This is a genomic window from Burkholderia sp. MSMB1835, from assembly GCF_001526365.1.
Classification (GTDB): Bacteria; Pseudomonadota; Gammaproteobacteria; order Burkholderiales; family Burkholderiaceae; genus Burkholderia.
Window position 1 is genome coordinate 82174 of sequence record NZ_LOYP01000031.1, and the last position, 16057, is coordinate 98230.

Genomic DNA, 16057 nt, shown 5'->3' on the forward strand with positions numbered 1-16057 from the left:
CGCCGTGCCGTTTTTGCGCGAGTGCGCTTGTTACAATAACGCGATATGGATGCTTCCCTGATACAGACCATCGCCGTCTACGCGCTGCCCGTGATCTTCGCGATCACGCTGCACGAGGCCGCGCATGGTTACGCCGCGCGCCTGCTCGGCGACAACACCGCCTACGCGATGGGGCGCGTGTCGTTCAATCCGATGCGCCACATCGACCCGCTCGGCACGATCGCGATTCCGCTCGCGATGTACTTCCTGACCGGCGGCGCGTTCCTGTTCGGCTATGCGAAGCCGGTGCCGGTGTCGTTCGGCAACCTGCGCAATCCGCGCTGGGGCAGCCTGTGGGTCGCGCTCGCGGGGCCGGCCTGCAACTTCGTGCAGGCGCTGGTCTGGGGCCTGCTGACCCTCGTGCTGCCGGCCGTCGGCATCGACGAGCCGTTCTTCACGCGGATGGCGTTCGCCGGCGTCAGCGCGAACCTCGTGCTCGGCGTGCTGAACCTGTTTCCGCTGCCGCCGCTCGACGGCGGCCGCATCCTGGCGGCGCTGCTGCCGACCAGGCAATCGATCGCGCTGTCGCGCATCGAGTCGTACGGTTTCATCATCGTCCTCGTGCTCGTCACGACGGGCGTGCTGACGAATTTCTGGCTGCGTCCGCTCGTCAATGTCGGTTACGCCGTCCTGAGCGCCGTCCTGTCTCCCTTCGCCTCGCTTTTCTAACGACAATCATGTTCCCAGAACGTATTTTCTCCGGCATGCGACCCACCGGGTCGCTGCACCTCGGTCATTACCACGGCGTGCTGAAAAACTGGGTGAAGCTGCAGTCCGAGTACCCGTGCTTCTTCTGCGTCGTCGACTGGCATGCGCTGACGACGCACTACGAGACGCCCGAGGTCATCGAGAAGAACGTGTGGGACGTGCTGATCGACTGGCTCGCGTCCGGCATCGACCCGGCGCAGGCGACGCTGTTCATCCAGAGCAAGGTGCCCGAGCACGCGGAACTCGCGCTGCTGCTCGGCATGAGCACGCCGCTCGGCTGGCTCGAACGCGTGCCGACCTACAAGGAGCAGATGGAGAAGCTGAAGGACAAGGATCTGTCCACCTACGGCTTCCTCGGCTATCCGGTGCTGATGGCCGCCGACATCCTGCTGTATCGCGGCTCGCTCGTGCCGGTCGGCGAGGACCAGGTGCCGCACGTCGAGATGACGCGCGAGATCGCGCGCCGCTTCAACTACCTGTACGGCCGCGAGCCCGGTTTCGAGGAGAAGGCGCTCGAAGCCGCGAAGAAGCTCGGCGGCAAGCGCGCGAAGCTCTATCACGAGTTGCGTAACGCGTATCAGCAGGAAGGCGACGACGAGGCGCTCGAACAGGCGCGCGCGATGCTGCAGGAATCGCAAAGCCTGTCGATGAGCGACCGCGAGCGGCTGTTCGGCTATCTCGAAGGCGCACGCAAGATCATCCTGGTCGAGCCGCAGGCGCTGCTGACCGAAGCGTCGCGGATGCCGGGCCTCGACGGGCAGAAGATGTCCAAGTCGTACGGCAACACGATCGGCCTGCGTGAAGACGCCGAGACGATCACGAAGAAGGTCCGCACGATGCCGACCGATCCCGCGCGCGTGCGCCGCACCGATCCGGGCGATCCCGACAAGTGCCCGGTGTGGCAGCTTCACCAGGTCTATACGGACGAAGCGACGCACGAATGGGTGCAGAAGGGCTGCCGCTCGGCGGGCATCGGTTGCCTCGACTGCAAGCAGCCGGTCGTCGAAGGCATCCTGCGCGAACAGCAGCCGATGCTCGAGCGTGCGCAGAAGTACATGGACGATCCGTCGCTGTTGCGCGCGATCGTCGCGGACGGTTGCGACAAGGCGCGCAAGTACGCGACGGAAACGATGCGCGACGTGCGCGACGCGATGGGCCTGTCGTACAACTGATCCGGCGCATGAGCGAGTCCGTCATCGCCGCCGCGGGCGGCCACGTCGGCCAGGCCGAGCCGTCGCGCTGGGTTGCGCAATGGGCGCGGCTCGTGCCGGCCGGCGGGGCGGTGCTCGACGTCGCGGCGGGCGGCGGCCGCCATGCGCGCTGGTTCGCGTCGCGCGGGCATCCGGTCGTCGCGCTCGACCGCGATCCGGCCGCCCTGGCCGCGTTGCGCGCGATTCCCGGCGTCGCCGCTCGCGCGGCCGATCTCGAAGGCGCGCCATGGCCGCTGCCGGCCGACGAGCGGTTCGCGGCCGTGATCGTCACGAACTATCTGCATCGCCCGCTCTGGCCCCATCTGCTCGCTGCCGTGGCGCCGGGCGGCGTGCTGATCTACGAAACCTTCGCGCAAGGAAACGAAACGGTCGGAAAGCCGTCCAATCCCGCGTTCCTGCTCGCCCCGGGCGAGTTGCTGGACGCCGTGCACGGTCGTCTGCGGACGGTCGCGTACGAGGACGGTTTCGTCGCCGCGCCGCGCGAGGCGTTCGTCCAGCGTCTTTGCGCAGTGCGCGAGGGCGCGACCCCAAAGGCGGGGGCGGGAATTCCACGTTACGAACTGCCCGGCTAATCCGCTACAATCTCAATGTTTACCGGTACACAATCAATCGCGTTTCATGGCTAACGGCACCCAAGACGGCATTCAAATCCGCGGCAGCATCCCCGCGATCGTCACCCCGATGCTCGAAGACGGCAGTCTCGACCTGCCGGCGTTTCGCAAACTGATCGACTGGCACATCGCGGAAGGCACCGATGCACTCGTCGTCGTCGGTACGAGCGGCGAGTCGGCAACGCTCAACGTCGAAGAGCACATCCTGATGATCCGCACGGCGGTCGAGCATGCGGGCAAGCGCATCCCGATCATCGCGGGCGCGGGCGGCAACTCGACCGCGGAAGCGATCGAGCTGACGAAGCACGCGAAGGCGGTCGGCGCGGACGCGACGCTGCAGGTCGTGCCGTACTACAACAAGCCGACGCAGGAAGGCATGTACCGCCACTTCCGGACGATCGCCGAAGCGGTCGACCTGCCGGTGATCCTGTACAACGTGCCGGGCCGGACGGTCGCGGACATGGCGCACGAGACGACGCTGCGCCTCGCGCAGGTGCCGGGCATCATCGGCGTGAAGGAAGCGACCGGCAACATCGATCGCGCCGCCCACCTGATCAAGGCCGCGCCGAAGCATTTCGCGATCTACAGCGGCGACGATCCGACCGCGATCGCGCTGATGCTGCTCGGCGGCCACGGCAACATCTCGGTGACCGCGAACGTCGCGCCGCGCGCGATGAGCGAGCTGTGCCGCGCGGCGCTGGCCGGCGACGTGCAGACGGCCCGTACGCTGCACATGAAGCTGCTGTCGCTGCACAAGAACCTGTTCATCGAAGCGAACCCGATCCCGGTGAAGTGGGCGCTGCAGGCGATGGGCAAGATGCAGGGCGGCATTCGGCTGCCGCTCACGGCGCTCGACGAGCGCTGCCACGATGCCGTGCGTTCGGCCCTCGTCGAGGCTGGCGTTCTCGCCTGATGCCGAGGCGGCCGCGTCCTGCGGCCGCCGGCTCGACCCCTGATCAACCCGCACCGGCCGGCTCCGTCCGGCGCCGCTCCTGACGAGCGTTCTAGCAAGACGAAGGATTTCATGAAACGTTTCGCCTTTTCCTCTCGTGCCATCCAGTTGTCGGTGATGGCGCTGGCGCTGGGCGCGCTCGCCGGCTGCGATACGCTGAACGACTACCTGGCCCCTGACCGGGTCAACTACAAGAACACCGGCTCGGCGCCGCCGCTCGCGGTGCCGAGCGACCTGAAGCCGGTGCCGACGACGCAGCAGTTCGTCGCGCCGCCGACCAATGCCGGGCTCGGTACGCTGCCGCCGCGGGCCACGACGCAGGCCGGCAACGCGACCGACGGCATCCCGAGCGCGCAGGATCCGCTCGGCATGCACATCGAGCGCGACGGCGATCGCCGCTGGCTCGTCGTCGACGGCCGGACGCCCGAGCAGCTGTGGCCGATCCTGAAGGAGTTCTGGCAGGAGAACGGCTTCTCGCTGAAGACCGATGCGCCGTCGACGGGCATCATGGCCACCGACTGGGCCGAGAACCGCGCGAACATTCCGGACGACTGGTTCCGTCGCACGATCGGCAAGGTCATCGATTTCGCCTATTCGTCGGGTACGCGCGACCGCTTCCGCACGCTCGTGAACCGGACGTCGGACGGCAACACCGACATCTCGATCACGCACAGCGCGATGGAAGAAATGATGGTCGGCCCGCAGGGCGGCACGTCGTCGCGCTGGGAAGAGCGTCCGCGCAACCCGGTGCTCGAAGCCGTGTTCCTGTCGAAGCTGATGCAGAAGTTCGGCCTGACCGACGCGCAGGCGAAGCAGTTGCTGACCGATGCGCGCCCCGCGACGGCGCCGGCGCAGGTCGCCGACACGAGCGGCGGTGCAGCGACGCTGCAACTGGCCGAGTCGTTCGACCGCGCGTGGTTGCGCGTGGGCCTGGCGCTCGACCGGACCAACTTCACGGTCGACAATCGCGACCGCGAGAAGGGGGTCTACACCGTGCGCTACGCGAACTCGATGGACGAGCTCAAGCGTGACGGTCTGTTCGGCAAGCTGTTCTACGGCGGCCCGTCGGCGGCCAAGCCCGGCAAGGAATATCTGATCAACGTGCGCGCGCAGGGCAATGGCGGTACGCAGGTCGCCGTGGTCGGCGCGGACGGCCAGGTCGACAACTCGTCGGACGCGCAGCGGCTCATCTCGCTGCTGCACGCGCAACTGAACTGAGCGCGTGCGATTCGCCAGCCTCGGAAGCGGCAGCGAAGGCAACGCGCTGGTCGTCGAGGCCACGAGCGGCACGACGACCACCCGCGTGCTGCTCGACTGCGGCTTTTCCGCCAAGGAGGTCGAGCGCCGGCTCGGCCGACTGAATCTCTGCATCGCCGACCTCGATGCGATCCTCATTACCCATGAACACAGCGACCACGTCGGCAGTGCGCTGACGCTCGCACGCCGTGCGTCGCTGCCGCTCTACATGAGCTGGGGCACCGCGCGCGCGGTCGGCGCGGACGAGGCCGATGTCGATCTCCATGTGCTGTGGGGCGACGAGACGGCCGCGATACGCGATCTGGCCGTGATGCCCTATACGGTCCCCCACGATGCGCGGGAACCGCTCCAGTTCGTCTTCACGGACGGAAGCCGCCGGCTCGGCGTGCTGACGGACGTCGGGATGGCCACCCCGCACATCACGGCCGTCCTGAGCGGCTGTGACGCGCTGGTGCTCGAATCCAACCACGATACCGCGATGCTGGCCGCCAGCCGCTATCCGCAGTCGCTGAAGGCGCGGATCGGCGGCAACCACGGCCACCTGAGCAACGACGCGGCGGCGGACATCCTCGCGTCGCTCGAACGCAGCCGTCTCCAGCATTTGGTCGCGGCCCATCTGAGCCAGCAGAACAACCTGCCGGAACTGGCTCGCCAGGCGTTTGGCGGTGTACTCGGGACGGACGGGGAGGACGTGATCGTGGCCTCGCAGGACGCGGGCTTCGACTGGCTGATGCTCGTGTGAGCGGGCAGGGGCTGCTGCGGCACCTTCAAGCGGCTGCCGGGCGCTCGATTCGAAAGCGGCAGACGTAAAAAAACCGGCCCTCGGGCCGGTTTTTTTTCAGCTGATGCTGAAGGCTTACTGGCTTGCGCCCGAAGCCGGAGCAGCCGTCGCTGCCGAAGCAGCCGACGCCACTGCAGCAGCAGCGTCGCTCGCAGCAGCCGTTGCCGACGAAGCAGCAGCCGAAGCGTCGCTCGCAGCACCAGCAACTGCCGAAGCAGCCGACGAAGCAGCAGCAGCCGCGTCGCTTGCAGCCGACGAAGCAGCTTGATCAGCGCTCTTGTTGCAAGCAGCCAGTGCAACAGCAGCCAACAGGGAAGCTACGAGGAGGGATTTCTTCATGATCACGTCCTTTTATGGTTAAAGGTAAGCAACAGCGCGAAACAATACCGGTAATGTGCTCCAACACCGACCTGGGCCGCTGGTGGAGACGCACTTCTAGAGCGTGAATCTTCCCTACGGCTTGGGCGGAAATTATATGCACTTTCCTATCGACCGTCGACAAATGCGGGGTCAATACGTTGTCTTTCCCATACAGAATTTGATCTGTACGGGCATACGGGGCGACTCACACTAATTCCGGCTTCCGACCCGTATCCAGCCCGCACGATACCACTCGTGCAACAAAGCTGTCATCGACGGAACCCGGGATAGTGTTACAAACCGTTTCGCCTCCATCTGGCGTTGATTGGCCAGTTCGGGCAGCCATTCATCGGCTTGCTCGAGCGGCCCTTCCTCGCCATTAATGAAGTACGAGCGCGCGTTATACATCAATGCAGCCCTTCTGTCGAGACACACGCCGCGGCGTGACGCTTGCGTGACGAACGCGGCCTCGGACAGCGGACGCTCGGGCGGGTCGAAAACGACGCTCGGTTTGGGCTCGCTCAGGTAGCAGCCGAGGAATTCGGCGACGTCGCGCTTGCGCCAGCGGATCGCGTCGACGATCTCGGCGACCCGTTCGATCATGGCCGGCGGCAATTGCGCGGGCGCGTCGACGGCCGGCTGCTTCGGATCGCGGTAGAGGTCGTCGCCGCGCGCGTCGCGCAGGCCGCCGCGCTCCGCGAGGTAGTACAGGAACTGGGCGCCCAGCTCGCCGGCGGACGGTGCCCGGAAGCCGATCGAGCAGGTCATGCACTCGCCTTCGGCGACGCCGTCGTGCGCGATGTGCGGCGGCAGGTACAGCATGTCACCGGGCTCCAGCACCCATTCGTCGCTCGGCTCGAAGTTCTCGAGAATCTTCAGCGGCACGTCCGGCTGCAGCGACAGATCCTTCTGCGCGCCGACCCGCCAGCGACGCCGGCCTTCGACCTGCAGCAGGAATACGTCATATGAATCGAAGTGCGGGCCGACGCCGCCGCCGTCCGTCGCATACGAGATCATCAGGTCGTCGAGCCGCGCGTCGGGGATGAAGCGGAAGCGGTCGAGCAACGCGCGGGCCGCGTCGACGTGCAGATCGAGCCCCTGCACAAGCAAGGTCCAGGATTTGCGCGTGACCGCAGGCAGCGAGTCGGGCTCGAACGGGCCGTGCGCCAGTTGCCACTTGTTACGAAAATGGGTGATCAATCGCGATTCCGCGTCATAGTCGGCGGCGAGCTCGAACAATGCGTCGCGCGTGATCGGCGACGCGACGCCGGGAATGGCCTGGCGGATCAGCAGCGGTTTTTTTTGCCAGTAGCCGCGCATGAATTGCGCCGGCGTGAGGCCGCCGAGCAGTGGCGTGGGAAGATCGGAGGGCGGCGCGCCGAGCGGGGCGGCAGCGGCATCCCGCGGTTCGGCTTGAGACCGGTTGCGCATCGTATAATGGGACTTGTACTTGGGAGAATTGGATGAAAATCGCAAAAAACACCGTCGTATCGGTCACTTACAAGCTGTCGGACGCACAGGGCAATCTGATCGAGGAAAGCGACGAGCCGATGGTCTATCTGCACGGCGGCTATGATGGCACGTTCCCCAAGATCGAGGAACAGCTCGACGGGCACGAGGCGGGCTACCAGGCGCAGATCCAGCTCGAGCCGGAGGACGCGTTCGGCGACTACGATCCCGAGCTCGTGAAGATCGAGCCGCGCGATCGTTTTCCCGAACCGCTCGAAGTGGGCATGCAGTTCGAAGGCACGCCGGAAGACGCCGACGAGGAAGTCGACTCGCTGATCTATACGGTCACCGATATCGCCGAAGACAAGGTCGTGCTCGACGGCAATCACCCGCTGGCGGGCATGGCGCTGCGTTTCGCGCTGACCGTGAAGGACGTTCGCGAAGCCACCGAAGACGAAATCGAGCACGAGCACGCGCATGGCGCGGAAGGGCTCGAGATCGTCGACGAGGATGACGACGAGGACGGCGAAGCGCCGTCAGGGCGTACGCTGCACTGAGCTTGCCGGCAGGCCCGGCGCCGGCCCTGATGCGGCGGGCGGTGCCGGCCACGATGCGCCGCCCGGTGCGGCGCCGTCGCCCTGCAACGGCGGCGCGACCGACGACGCGTCGGGCAGCGCCGGCAGTGCGGGGATTTCCGGCATCTGCGGCAGCGGCACGTCGTCGTGCGGCACGAGCGGCAGCGTGGGCGGCACCGGCAGGTTCTTCGGCACCTCCCGCAGGCTCACGTTGAAGATCGTCTGCCGCGCCGGCGAGACGGTCACCTTGACCCACTGATTCGCCGGATGGCGCGGTCCGATCGCGACGCGCGTCACGTTTCCTACCAGCTCACCGTCGTCGGCATGCAGCGGACGGTCGATCAGAAAGCCGTTCGCCAGCGGTTCGCCGCTCGCGTGCATCACCAGTATCGGGCCGCGGAACGTCGCCGCCGCCTTCACCAGCGTTCGTTTCAGTTCACGGAAGCCGTCGCGCACGCGCGGCCGGTTGAAACGCAGCCACGCGAAGCGCTCCGAGCGTTCGTAGCGTTCGAACTGCGGATCGCCCTCGAAAATCACGACCATCGCGCGGGCTTCGCGCCGCTTCGCATATTCGGCGGCATGGTCGACCCAGAAGCCGTTCGCGATGATGCGGTCCTCGAATTCGCCGTTGCGGCCGCCCGCCGTCAAATAATGGTTGTTCGGCGCGGGCGCATTGAGTGCGACGTAGACGATGTCGTCGCGCATCCAGCGTGCGTTCTCGCGATAGGGCCGAAACCGTGCGACTTCGCTCTCCCGCGTGATCGGCAGCGCACCGGGGTCGGGCAGCGCCGAGTCGGCGAGCAGCGTCTGTCGCAGGAAATCGAGCCGCTCGACCGGATCGTAGCCGCCGCCGGCCGCGGTGTTGCACGCGATCCAGTCGTCGTGGCCGGGAATGAACACGAGCGGCACGCGCGCCGAATCCAGGATCGCGCCGCGCTGCGAATACAGCGTATCGCGGCATGCTTCCTTCGGGCCTTTGAGATCGCCCGCGTAGACCACGAACGCGAGATTGCGCTCGCGTGCGACCGCATCGAGCAGCCGCTGCGCGGCCGGTTCGTCCGCCGGCCCGTTGATGACGCCCGACACCACCGCGAACGAGTAGGGTGCGGCGCTGCGCTTGGGCGGCGCGGCCAGCGCGCCGGCCTGCGCCAGCGCAAGCAGTGTCGCGGCGAGCGCGGCGGCAGCGCGGGCCGGCAGGCCCCGCGGAATGCGCTTACGCGTGCCCGTCGGCATCGTGCGACCGGACCAGCGTGCGCAGTTCGTACAGCAGGTCGAGCGCCTCGCGCGGCTTGAGATCGTCGGGATCGATGTCGCGCAGCTTTTCGAGCGCCGGATGCGGCGCGTCGGGCAGCGCCGGCGCGTCCGCGCATTCGAGATCGTCGATGGCTGCCGGCGGCGCGCTGAAGAGATCGAGTTGCGGCGTGTGCTGGGATGCCGACTGCTGTTCGAGATACGCGAGGTGCTTGCGCGCGGCGCGGATCACGGGCGCCGGGACGCCCGCGAGCTGCGCGACCTGAAGGCCGTAGCTCTGGTTCGCCGGGCCTTCGTTGACCGCATGCAGGAATACGATCCCGTGGCCGTGTTCGACGGCCGACAGATGGACGTTGGCCGCCTGCGGGAATTCGGCCGGCAGTTGCGTCAGCTCGAAGTAATGCGTCGCGAACAGCGTGTAGCACGCGTTGTGCGCCAGCAGGTGGCGCGCGATGGCCCATGCGAGCGCGAGGCCGTCGAAGGTCGACGTGCCGCGGCCGATCTCGTCCATCAGCACGAGGCTTTGCGGCGTCGCGTCGTTGAGGATCGCCGCGGCTTCGGTCATCTCGACCATGAACGTCGAGCGGCCGCCCGCGAGATCGTCGGCCGCGCCGATGCGCGTGAAGATTCGGTCGATCGGGCCGAAGCACGCCGATTTCGCCGGCACGTAGCTGCCGACGTACGCCATCAGCGCGATCAGCGCGGTCTGCCGCATGAACGTGGACTTACCGCCCATGTTCGGCCCGGTGATCAGCAGCAGCTTGCGCTCGGCGCCGAACCGGCAGTCGTTCGCGATGAACTGCTCGACCTGCGCTTCGACGACCGGATGGCGACCCTGCTCGATTTCGATACCGATCTCGTCGGTGAAGGTGGGCGCGACCCAGTCGAGCGCGCGCGCACGTTCGGCGAACGCGGCCAGCAGGTCGAGTTCGGCGAGGGCCGATGCGACGCGCTGGCACTCGGGGATGAACGGCAGCAGCGCCTGCAACACCGAGTCGTACAGCGCGCGCTCGCGCGCCAACGCGCGCTCCTGCGCGGACAGCGCCTTGTCCTCGAAGGTCTTCAGTTCCGGCGTGATGTAGCGCTCGGCGTTCTTCAGCGTCTGGCGGCGGCGGTAATCGTCGGGCACCTTGTCGGTCTGGCCGCGCGTGACCTCGATGTAGAAGCCGTGCACCTTGTTGTATTCGACGCGCAGGTTCGCGATGCCGGTGCGCGCGCGCTCGCGCGCTTCGAGATCGATCAGGAACTGCCCGCAGTTCTCCGAAATGTCGCGCAGCTCGTCGAGCTCGGCATCGTAGCCGCGCGCGATCACGCCGCCGTCGCGCACCATCGCGGCCGGCTCGGTTGCGATCGCGCTCGTCAGCAGGTCGAGGCATTCGGCGGGCGGCGCGAGCGCCGCGTCGACGCGCGCGAGCGCATCCGCGTTCGCGACGATCGCGCCGATGCGCTCACGCAGCGCCGGCAGCGCGGCGAACGTATCGCGCAGGCTCGACAGGTCGCGCGGGCGCGCCGACAGCAGCGCGAGACGCCCGGTGATCCGTTCGACGTCGGCGATCTGGCGCAGCGCGCTGCGCAACGCATCGAGGCTCGCGTTGGCCGGTGCATCGAGCAGCGCGCCGATCGCCTGTTGGCGCGACTGCGCGGCAACCGACGCGCGCGGCGGGTGATGCAGCCAGTGGCGCAGCAGGCGGCTGCCCATCGTCGTGCAGCAGGTATCGAGCAGCGAATACAGCGTGGGCGACTCGGTGCCGCGCAGCGTCTCGGTCAGTTCGAGGTTGCGGCGCGTGGCCGGATCGAGGCCGATGTATTCGGTTTCGTTCTCGACCTTCAGGCTGCGCACGTGCCGCAGTTGCTGGCCTTGCGTGGCCGCTGCGTAGAGCAGCAGCGCGCCGGCCGCGCCGCACGCGCTCGTCAGCGAATGCGCGCCGAAACCGTCGAGGCTCGCGACGTCGAGCTGGTCGCACAGGCGCTGCGTGCCCGACGCGATGTCGAAGTGCCAGGCCGGCACGCGCTTGCTTGCGCCCGCGCCGGCGGGAATGGCGTCGGTTGCACCGTCCGGCGTCAGGATTTCGGCCGGCCGGATGCGTTCGAGCGCGGCGGCAAGCTGCTCGGGCTCGATTTCGGCGAGCCGCAATGCGCCGCTCGCGAGGTTCAGCCACGCGAGGCCGATATTGACCGCGACGCCGCGCTTGTTGTGGCCGGTGCACATCGCGAGCAGGTAGACGTCGTTCTTGTCGGACAGCAGCGCGGCATCGGTCAGCGTGCCGGGTGTGACGACGCGTACGACCTTGCGCTCGACCGGGCCCTTCGACGTGGCCGGATCGCCGATCTGCTCGCAGATCGCGACCGATTCGCCCATCTTCACGAGCTTCGCGAGATACTGTTCGACCGCGTGATGCGGGACGCCGGCCATCTTGATCGGCGTGCCGGCCGACGCGCCGCGCTGCGTGAGGGTCAGGTCGAGCAGGCGTGCCGCTTTTTCCGCATCCTCGAAGAACAGCTCGTAGAAGTCGCCCATCCGGTAGAAGACGAGCGTGTCCGGATGATCGGCCTTGATGCGCAGGTACTGCTGCATCATCGGGGTATGGCCGGCAAAGGCCTCGGGCGACAGCGTGGTCATAGGTCAGGCATGAAGTTGTTGCTTGGGTTGCCCGAGTTTACCAGTGGCTTCGACGTCCACGCGCGAAGTTCGCCGTTTGGCCAGGTGCAGGCGATGGCGAGCGGCAGCGGGCGATGCCTACTTGCTGTCGTCCAGCGCGTCGTTCCAGACCTTCGCGCCCCGCTCGTGCGAGGCAACGCCTTTGAAGAACGACTCGATGGCGGCGCGCATGTCGAAGTCGCCACACTTGTCCCACAAGACGAGTTTGGGTTTGTGTACGCGGAAGTCGCCGGTGCTCTTCGGTGTGTATGCGACCGCAATGGCTGCCCTTGCCGACGGGAAAGCGTAGGACCGCGCTTCCAGAACGATCGCATCGAGCTTTTTGCCATCGGGAGTCGCGAGCCGGCCGTCGTACGCCAGCACGCCATCGGTTGCATTGGGCGGATCGCTGTCGAGACGCTTTCGACCTTGCGCGACTGCCTCGGCTGCATCGTCGAACACCAGCCGCTCGATTTTCCGCTGACCGTCGTCGGTCTGAAATGCCGCGATAGGGACAAGGCCATCTGCGTCGGAGACACACCAGACGGCGTGCGCCGCAATAAAACCAGCGAGTTCGAAGGCGGTGAGCATGATAGTGGGGGCGGATAGGTCAGAGCCGAGCGCTCATATGACCGGGAAAGTTGCTTTCGACTGCACGAGTTTACCAGCGGTCCAAACGGGACCGCTCGCAGTTCGCCATTCGGTCGGTTGTCGGCGATGGCGATCGGCTGCCATGTGACAGACGTGCCCACTCGAGTGCCAACCCACAAGGCAAAGCGTCCGACGTCGCCGGACTGCTCCCGCATCGCTGGATACCCCGCGCCACCAAACTGGCAAGACGGGTTCACCGGTGCCTACAATCGAAAGAATGCGTGCGCCGATTCCGAAAGACTTTCCTACGCTCTGTATCGGCGACTCGATTTCGTCTCGCGGGCACCGCCGCGTCGATTACCTTGGAGCAACAGGAGAACCCGATGATTAAAGTCAGTGTCATGTACCCGTACGCCGCAGGCGCGCGATTCGATCATGCTTACTATCGCGAGCGGCATATGCCAATGGTGAAACAGCGCCTCGGCGCCGCATGCCTGTACTACACGGTGGACAAGGGAATCGCCGGTGGCGCTCCGGGCATGGATCCCGTGTACGTGGCCAAGTGCGACTTCGTCTGTACTTCCTTCGAAGCTTTCCAGGCAGCCCGCGATCCGCATGCACAGGAGATCATGGCCGACATTGCCAATTACACGGATATACCCCCCGTGCTGCAGATCAGCGAAGTAGTCGTGGAGCGTTCGGAAACCTGACCCAGGTCCAGGTATCGCCAGGCACTGCATGCACGCGCGACGTACGTAGCCCGGCCACGCCGCGCGCCGCGGCGTCGAATCTCGCCCTGCGATGCCGATGTCCGGTTTCCGTCATGGCCACCGGTGCCGGTACGTCGCCTTGACCGGCCCTCATTTCGTCGGGGATGCAAGCCAACGCATTGGGGCGAGCGGGGAGAATCGGATCCGTCCGGAAACGCCATGACCTGCGAAACGTTTGGCAGACTGCGTCATCCGGCCCATCCGTCTTTCTACTGGCCGATACGCTCGGGACTTACACCGATTCGCGTCGCAAAACCGAAACTTGGGCCCGTGTCGACGAGATCGGCGTGCTACGCTGAAACGTCGATATATAAAAATACAATAGATTAACGGGGCACGAACATGAAGCAGGCCGTACAGGATGTCGGGGGAGCGTGCGCGCAAAGTACGCCGGTGTCGCCCATGACCGCGGTCGCGGGCAAGTCGGAGCGGATCGATCCGATCGAGCTCGGCGCTCGCGTGTCTTCAGTGACCGTGCTGGGCGCATTCGCTTATCTGATTTATGTGCAGTGGCGATTGAACCCGAGCCGGATCACGCTGATCCTGCTGCTGGTTTCCGCGGGACTGACCGTCGGAATGTCGGCTTTCGCGAAACTGCCGAAGCGGCGCGACTGGCATCCCGTCGCGGTGACCGTGGCGCTGGGCGGTTCGTTCTACTGCCTTGCCTATCAGCTGAACGCCAGTACGCAATTGATTCCGGAATGGGCAGGGGGCGTCTGGCAAATTTCCGGGATTGCGTGGCAACTGTTCGCGAAGCTGTCGCTGGGGCGCTCGTTCGGTCTGCTGCCTGCGAATCGCGGGGTCGTTTCGACCGGGGCGTACCGGTTCATGCGTCATCCGATCTATGCCGGTTACCTGTTGTCCGAAATCGGCTTCCTGCTTGCGAATTTCAGTACCCGAAACCTGCTCACGATCGGCATCTGGATGCTGCTGCAGATCGCGCGAATCGTCATGGAGGAGCGGGTGTTGTCGGAAGACGCGGATTATCGTGCGTACAAGACGAAGGTGCGGTACCGGTTGATTCCAGGCGTGTTCTGACGGGAACGCCGAAAGCGCGCAACGGCCGGGCGCCGATCGCGCGCATGGGCGCGGCGGACACGCGAAAGCCGGCGCGCTCGGGTCACGGACCTTCGCGCGCCGGCCCCGTATTGCAGATCAGGACGCGTGCGCCGACGTCAGGCTGAGCGCCACCGCCTGCGCGACCTCGATCCCGTCGATCGCTGCCGAATAGATGCCGCCCGCATAGCCGGCGCCTTCGCCGGCCGGATACAGGCCTTCGACGTTCAAGCTCTGGTAGTCGTCCTTGCGCCGAATCCGGATCGGCGACGACGTGCGCGTTTCCACGCCGGTGAGCACGGCATCGTGCATCGCGAAGCCGGCGATCTTCTTGTCGATCTCGGGCAGCGCTTCGCGGATCGCTTCGATCGCGTAGTCCGGCAGTGCGGTGCTGAGATCGGTCGGATTCACGCCGGGCTTGTACGACGGCTCCACGGTGCCCAGCGACGTCGACGGCCGGCCCGCGATGAAATCGCCGACCAGTTGACCCGGCGCGCGGTAATCGCCGCCGCCGAGTTCGAATGCGCGTTCTTCCCATTTGCGCTGAAACGCGATGCCGGCGAGCGGGCCGCCCGGATAGTCGTCCGGCGTGATGCCGACGACGATGCCCGCGTTCGCATTGCGCTCGGCGCGGGAATACTGGCTCATCCCGTTGGTGACCACGCGGCCGGGCTCCGAGGTCGCGGCGACCACCGTGCCGCCCGGGCACATGCAGAAGCTGTAGACGGCGCGCCCGTTGCTTGCGTGGTGGACCACCTTGTAGTCGGCCGCGCCGAGCTGCTTGTGGCCCGCGAACTTGCCGAAGCGGCTGCGATCGATCAGCCCCTGCGGATGTTCGATGCGAAAACCCAGCGAGAAAGGCTTGGCTTCGATGTAGACGCCGCGGTCGTGCAGCATCTGGAACGTGTCGCGCGCGCTGTGGCCCACGGCCAGCACCACGCGGTCGCACCGCAGCGTTTCCCCGTTCGACAGCTTGAGCGCGCGCACCTTGCCCTGGTCGATGTCGATGTCGTCGACGCGGGTTTCGAAACGCACTTCGCCGCCGAGTTCGTGGATCGACGCGCGCATTTTTTCCACCATGCTGACGAGTCGGAACGTGCCGATGTGCGGCCGGCTCAGATACAGGATGTCCTCGGGTGCGCCGGCCTTGACGAATTCGTCCAGCACCTTGCGGCCATAGTGGTTCGGATCCTTGATCTGGCTGTACAGCTTGCCGTCGGAAAACGTCCCCGCGCCGCCTTCGCCGAACTGCACGTTGGATTCGGGATTGAGCACGCTCTTGCGCCACAGGCCGAAGGTGTCCTTGGTGCGCTCGCGCACGGCCTTGCCGCGTTCGAGAATGATGGGACGGAAGCCCATCTGCGCGAGGATCAGCCCCGCGAACAGCCCGCACGGCCCCATGCCGATGACGACCGGGCGCAGGAAGTCGGCGTGCTCGGGCGCCTTCGTGACGAAGTGGTATGTCATGTCGGGCGTCACGCCGCAATGCGGCTTGCCGGCGATGCGCTTGAGCGCGGCCGCCTCGTCGGCGACTTCGACATCGACGATGTACGTGAGCTTGATGTCGGCGCGCTTGCGTGCGTCGTGCGCGCGGCGGAACACGGTGTAACGGAGCAGCCCGTCTGCCGCCACGCCGAGCTCCGCGAGGCGCGCGCGAATCGCGGCCTCGAGCGCGCTGTCGGGGTGGTCGAGAGGGAGTTTGATTTCGCTTAGCCGTAACATGGGGACTCGGATGCGATTGCCACGGCGCCGTGGCGGTGTTGATACAGGCGGGGCCGGCACGCCGGCGGCGTCGTTCGCCGTGCGGG

General features: G+C 66.3%; 16 protein-coding genes. 10 read left to right on the plus strand and 6 right to left on the minus strand.

Annotated features, from left to right (window positions below; all coding sequences use genetic code 11):
• Positions 1 to 45: 45 nt before the first annotated feature.
• The 7 genes from WS96_RS13650 to WS96_RS34045 all read left to right on the plus strand — a co-directional run bounded on the left by WS96_RS13650 (position 46) and on the right by WS96_RS34045 (position 5827).
• Entirely contained in the window at positions 46 to 708 is a 663-nt protein-coding gene (locus WS96_RS13650) for a site-2 protease family protein (protein ID WP_059833165.1), read from the plus strand.
• An 8-nt stretch (positions 709 to 716) separates the two neighbouring features.
• Positions 717 to 1919, plus strand: coding sequence for a tryptophan--tRNA ligase (locus WS96_RS13655; protein ID WP_006487046.1), 1203 nt, complete (start codon positions 717 to 719; stop codon positions 1917 to 1919).
• Between the two features lie 8 nt (positions 1920 to 1927).
• Positions 1928 to 2530, plus strand: a complete 603-nt coding sequence (locus WS96_RS13660; protein ID WP_059833167.1) for a class I SAM-dependent methyltransferase — start codon at positions 1928 to 1930, stop codon at positions 2528 to 2530.
• A gap of 46 nt (positions 2531 to 2576) precedes the next feature.
• Positions 2577 to 3482 carry a 4-hydroxy-tetrahydrodipicolinate synthase gene (gene dapA / locus WS96_RS13665; protein WP_034207730.1) on the plus strand — a complete coding sequence of 302 codons (906 nt, stop codon included), beginning with the start codon at positions 2577 to 2579 and terminating at the stop codon, positions 3480 to 3482.
• 111 nt (positions 3483 to 3593) lie between these two features.
• Positions 3594 to 4739, plus strand: coding sequence for an outer membrane protein assembly factor BamC (bamC, locus tag WS96_RS13670; protein ID WP_059833170.1), 1146 nt, complete (start codon positions 3594 to 3596; stop codon positions 4737 to 4739).
• 4 nt (positions 4740 to 4743) lie between these two features.
• Entirely contained in the window at positions 4744 to 5520 is a 777-nt protein-coding gene (locus WS96_RS13675) for an MBL fold metallo-hydrolase (protein WP_034207728.1), read from the plus strand.
• 103 nt (positions 5521 to 5623) lie between these two features.
• A complete protein-coding gene (locus WS96_RS34045; RefSeq protein ID WP_006487056.1) occupies positions 5624 to 5827 on the plus strand; it encodes a hypothetical protein in 204 nt (67 codons plus the stop codon).
• Here WS96_RS34045 and WS96_RS34890 read toward each other — a convergent pair whose 3' ends face one another.
• Entirely contained in the window at positions 5828 to 6073 is a 246-nt protein-coding gene (locus WS96_RS34890; protein ID WP_011657350.1) for a hypothetical protein, read from the minus strand.
• 56 nt (positions 6074 to 6129) lie between these two features.
• Positions 6130 to 7350, minus strand: a complete 1221-nt coding sequence (locus tag WS96_RS13680) for a cupin domain-containing protein (protein ID WP_059833172.1) — start codon at positions 7348 to 7350, stop codon at positions 6130 to 6132.
• Between the two features lie 32 nt (positions 7351 to 7382).
• Here WS96_RS13680 and WS96_RS13685 point away from each other — a divergent pair, with 32 nt between their 5' ends.
• Complete coding sequence (locus tag WS96_RS13685) at positions 7383 to 7925, plus strand: FKBP-type peptidyl-prolyl cis-trans isomerase (protein WP_034207726.1); 543 nt, start codon at positions 7383 to 7385, stop codon at positions 7923 to 7925.
• On the opposite strand, the gene WS96_RS13690 is transcribed toward WS96_RS13685, so the two are convergent.
• The 3 genes from WS96_RS13690 to WS96_RS13700 form a co-directional block, all read right to left on the minus strand.
• Positions 7905 to 9176: a hypothetical protein gene (locus WS96_RS13690; RefSeq protein ID WP_059833174.1), complete on the minus strand. Its 1272-nt coding sequence runs from the start codon at positions 9174 to 9176 to the stop codon at positions 7905 to 7907. The genes WS96_RS13685 and WS96_RS13690 overlap by 21 nt on opposite strands.
• On the minus strand, positions 9157 to 11814 hold the full coding sequence (gene mutS / locus WS96_RS13695; protein WP_059833177.1) for a DNA mismatch repair protein MutS: 2658 nt from the start codon (positions 11812 to 11814) through the stop codon (positions 9157 to 9159). The genes WS96_RS13690 and mutS overlap by 20 nt, the downstream gene beginning before the upstream one ends.
• Before the next feature lie 117 nt (positions 11815 to 11931).
• A complete protein-coding gene (locus WS96_RS13700) occupies positions 11932 to 12423 on the minus strand; it encodes a hypothetical protein (protein ID WP_059833178.1) in 492 nt (163 codons plus the stop codon).
• Between the two features lie 383 nt (positions 12424 to 12806).
• Between WS96_RS13700 and WS96_RS13705 the strand changes: the two genes are divergently transcribed.
• Positions 12807 to 13133 carry an EthD family reductase gene (locus WS96_RS13705; protein WP_059833210.1) on the plus strand — a complete coding sequence of 109 codons (327 nt, stop codon included), beginning with the start codon at positions 12807 to 12809 and terminating at the stop codon, positions 13131 to 13133.
• Between the two features lie 462 nt (positions 13134 to 13595).
• Complete coding sequence (locus tag WS96_RS13710; protein WP_059833180.1) at positions 13596 to 14231, plus strand: methyltransferase family protein; 636 nt, start codon at positions 13596 to 13598, stop codon at positions 14229 to 14231.
• A 117-nt stretch (positions 14232 to 14348) separates the two neighbouring features.
• Here the strand turns inward: WS96_RS13710 and WS96_RS13715 are convergent, their stop codons facing one another.
• A complete protein-coding gene (locus tag WS96_RS13715) occupies positions 14349 to 15971 on the minus strand; it encodes an NAD(P)/FAD-dependent oxidoreductase (RefSeq protein ID WP_034207721.1) in 1623 nt (540 codons plus the stop codon).
• Positions 15972 to 16057 lie beyond the last annotated feature (86 nt).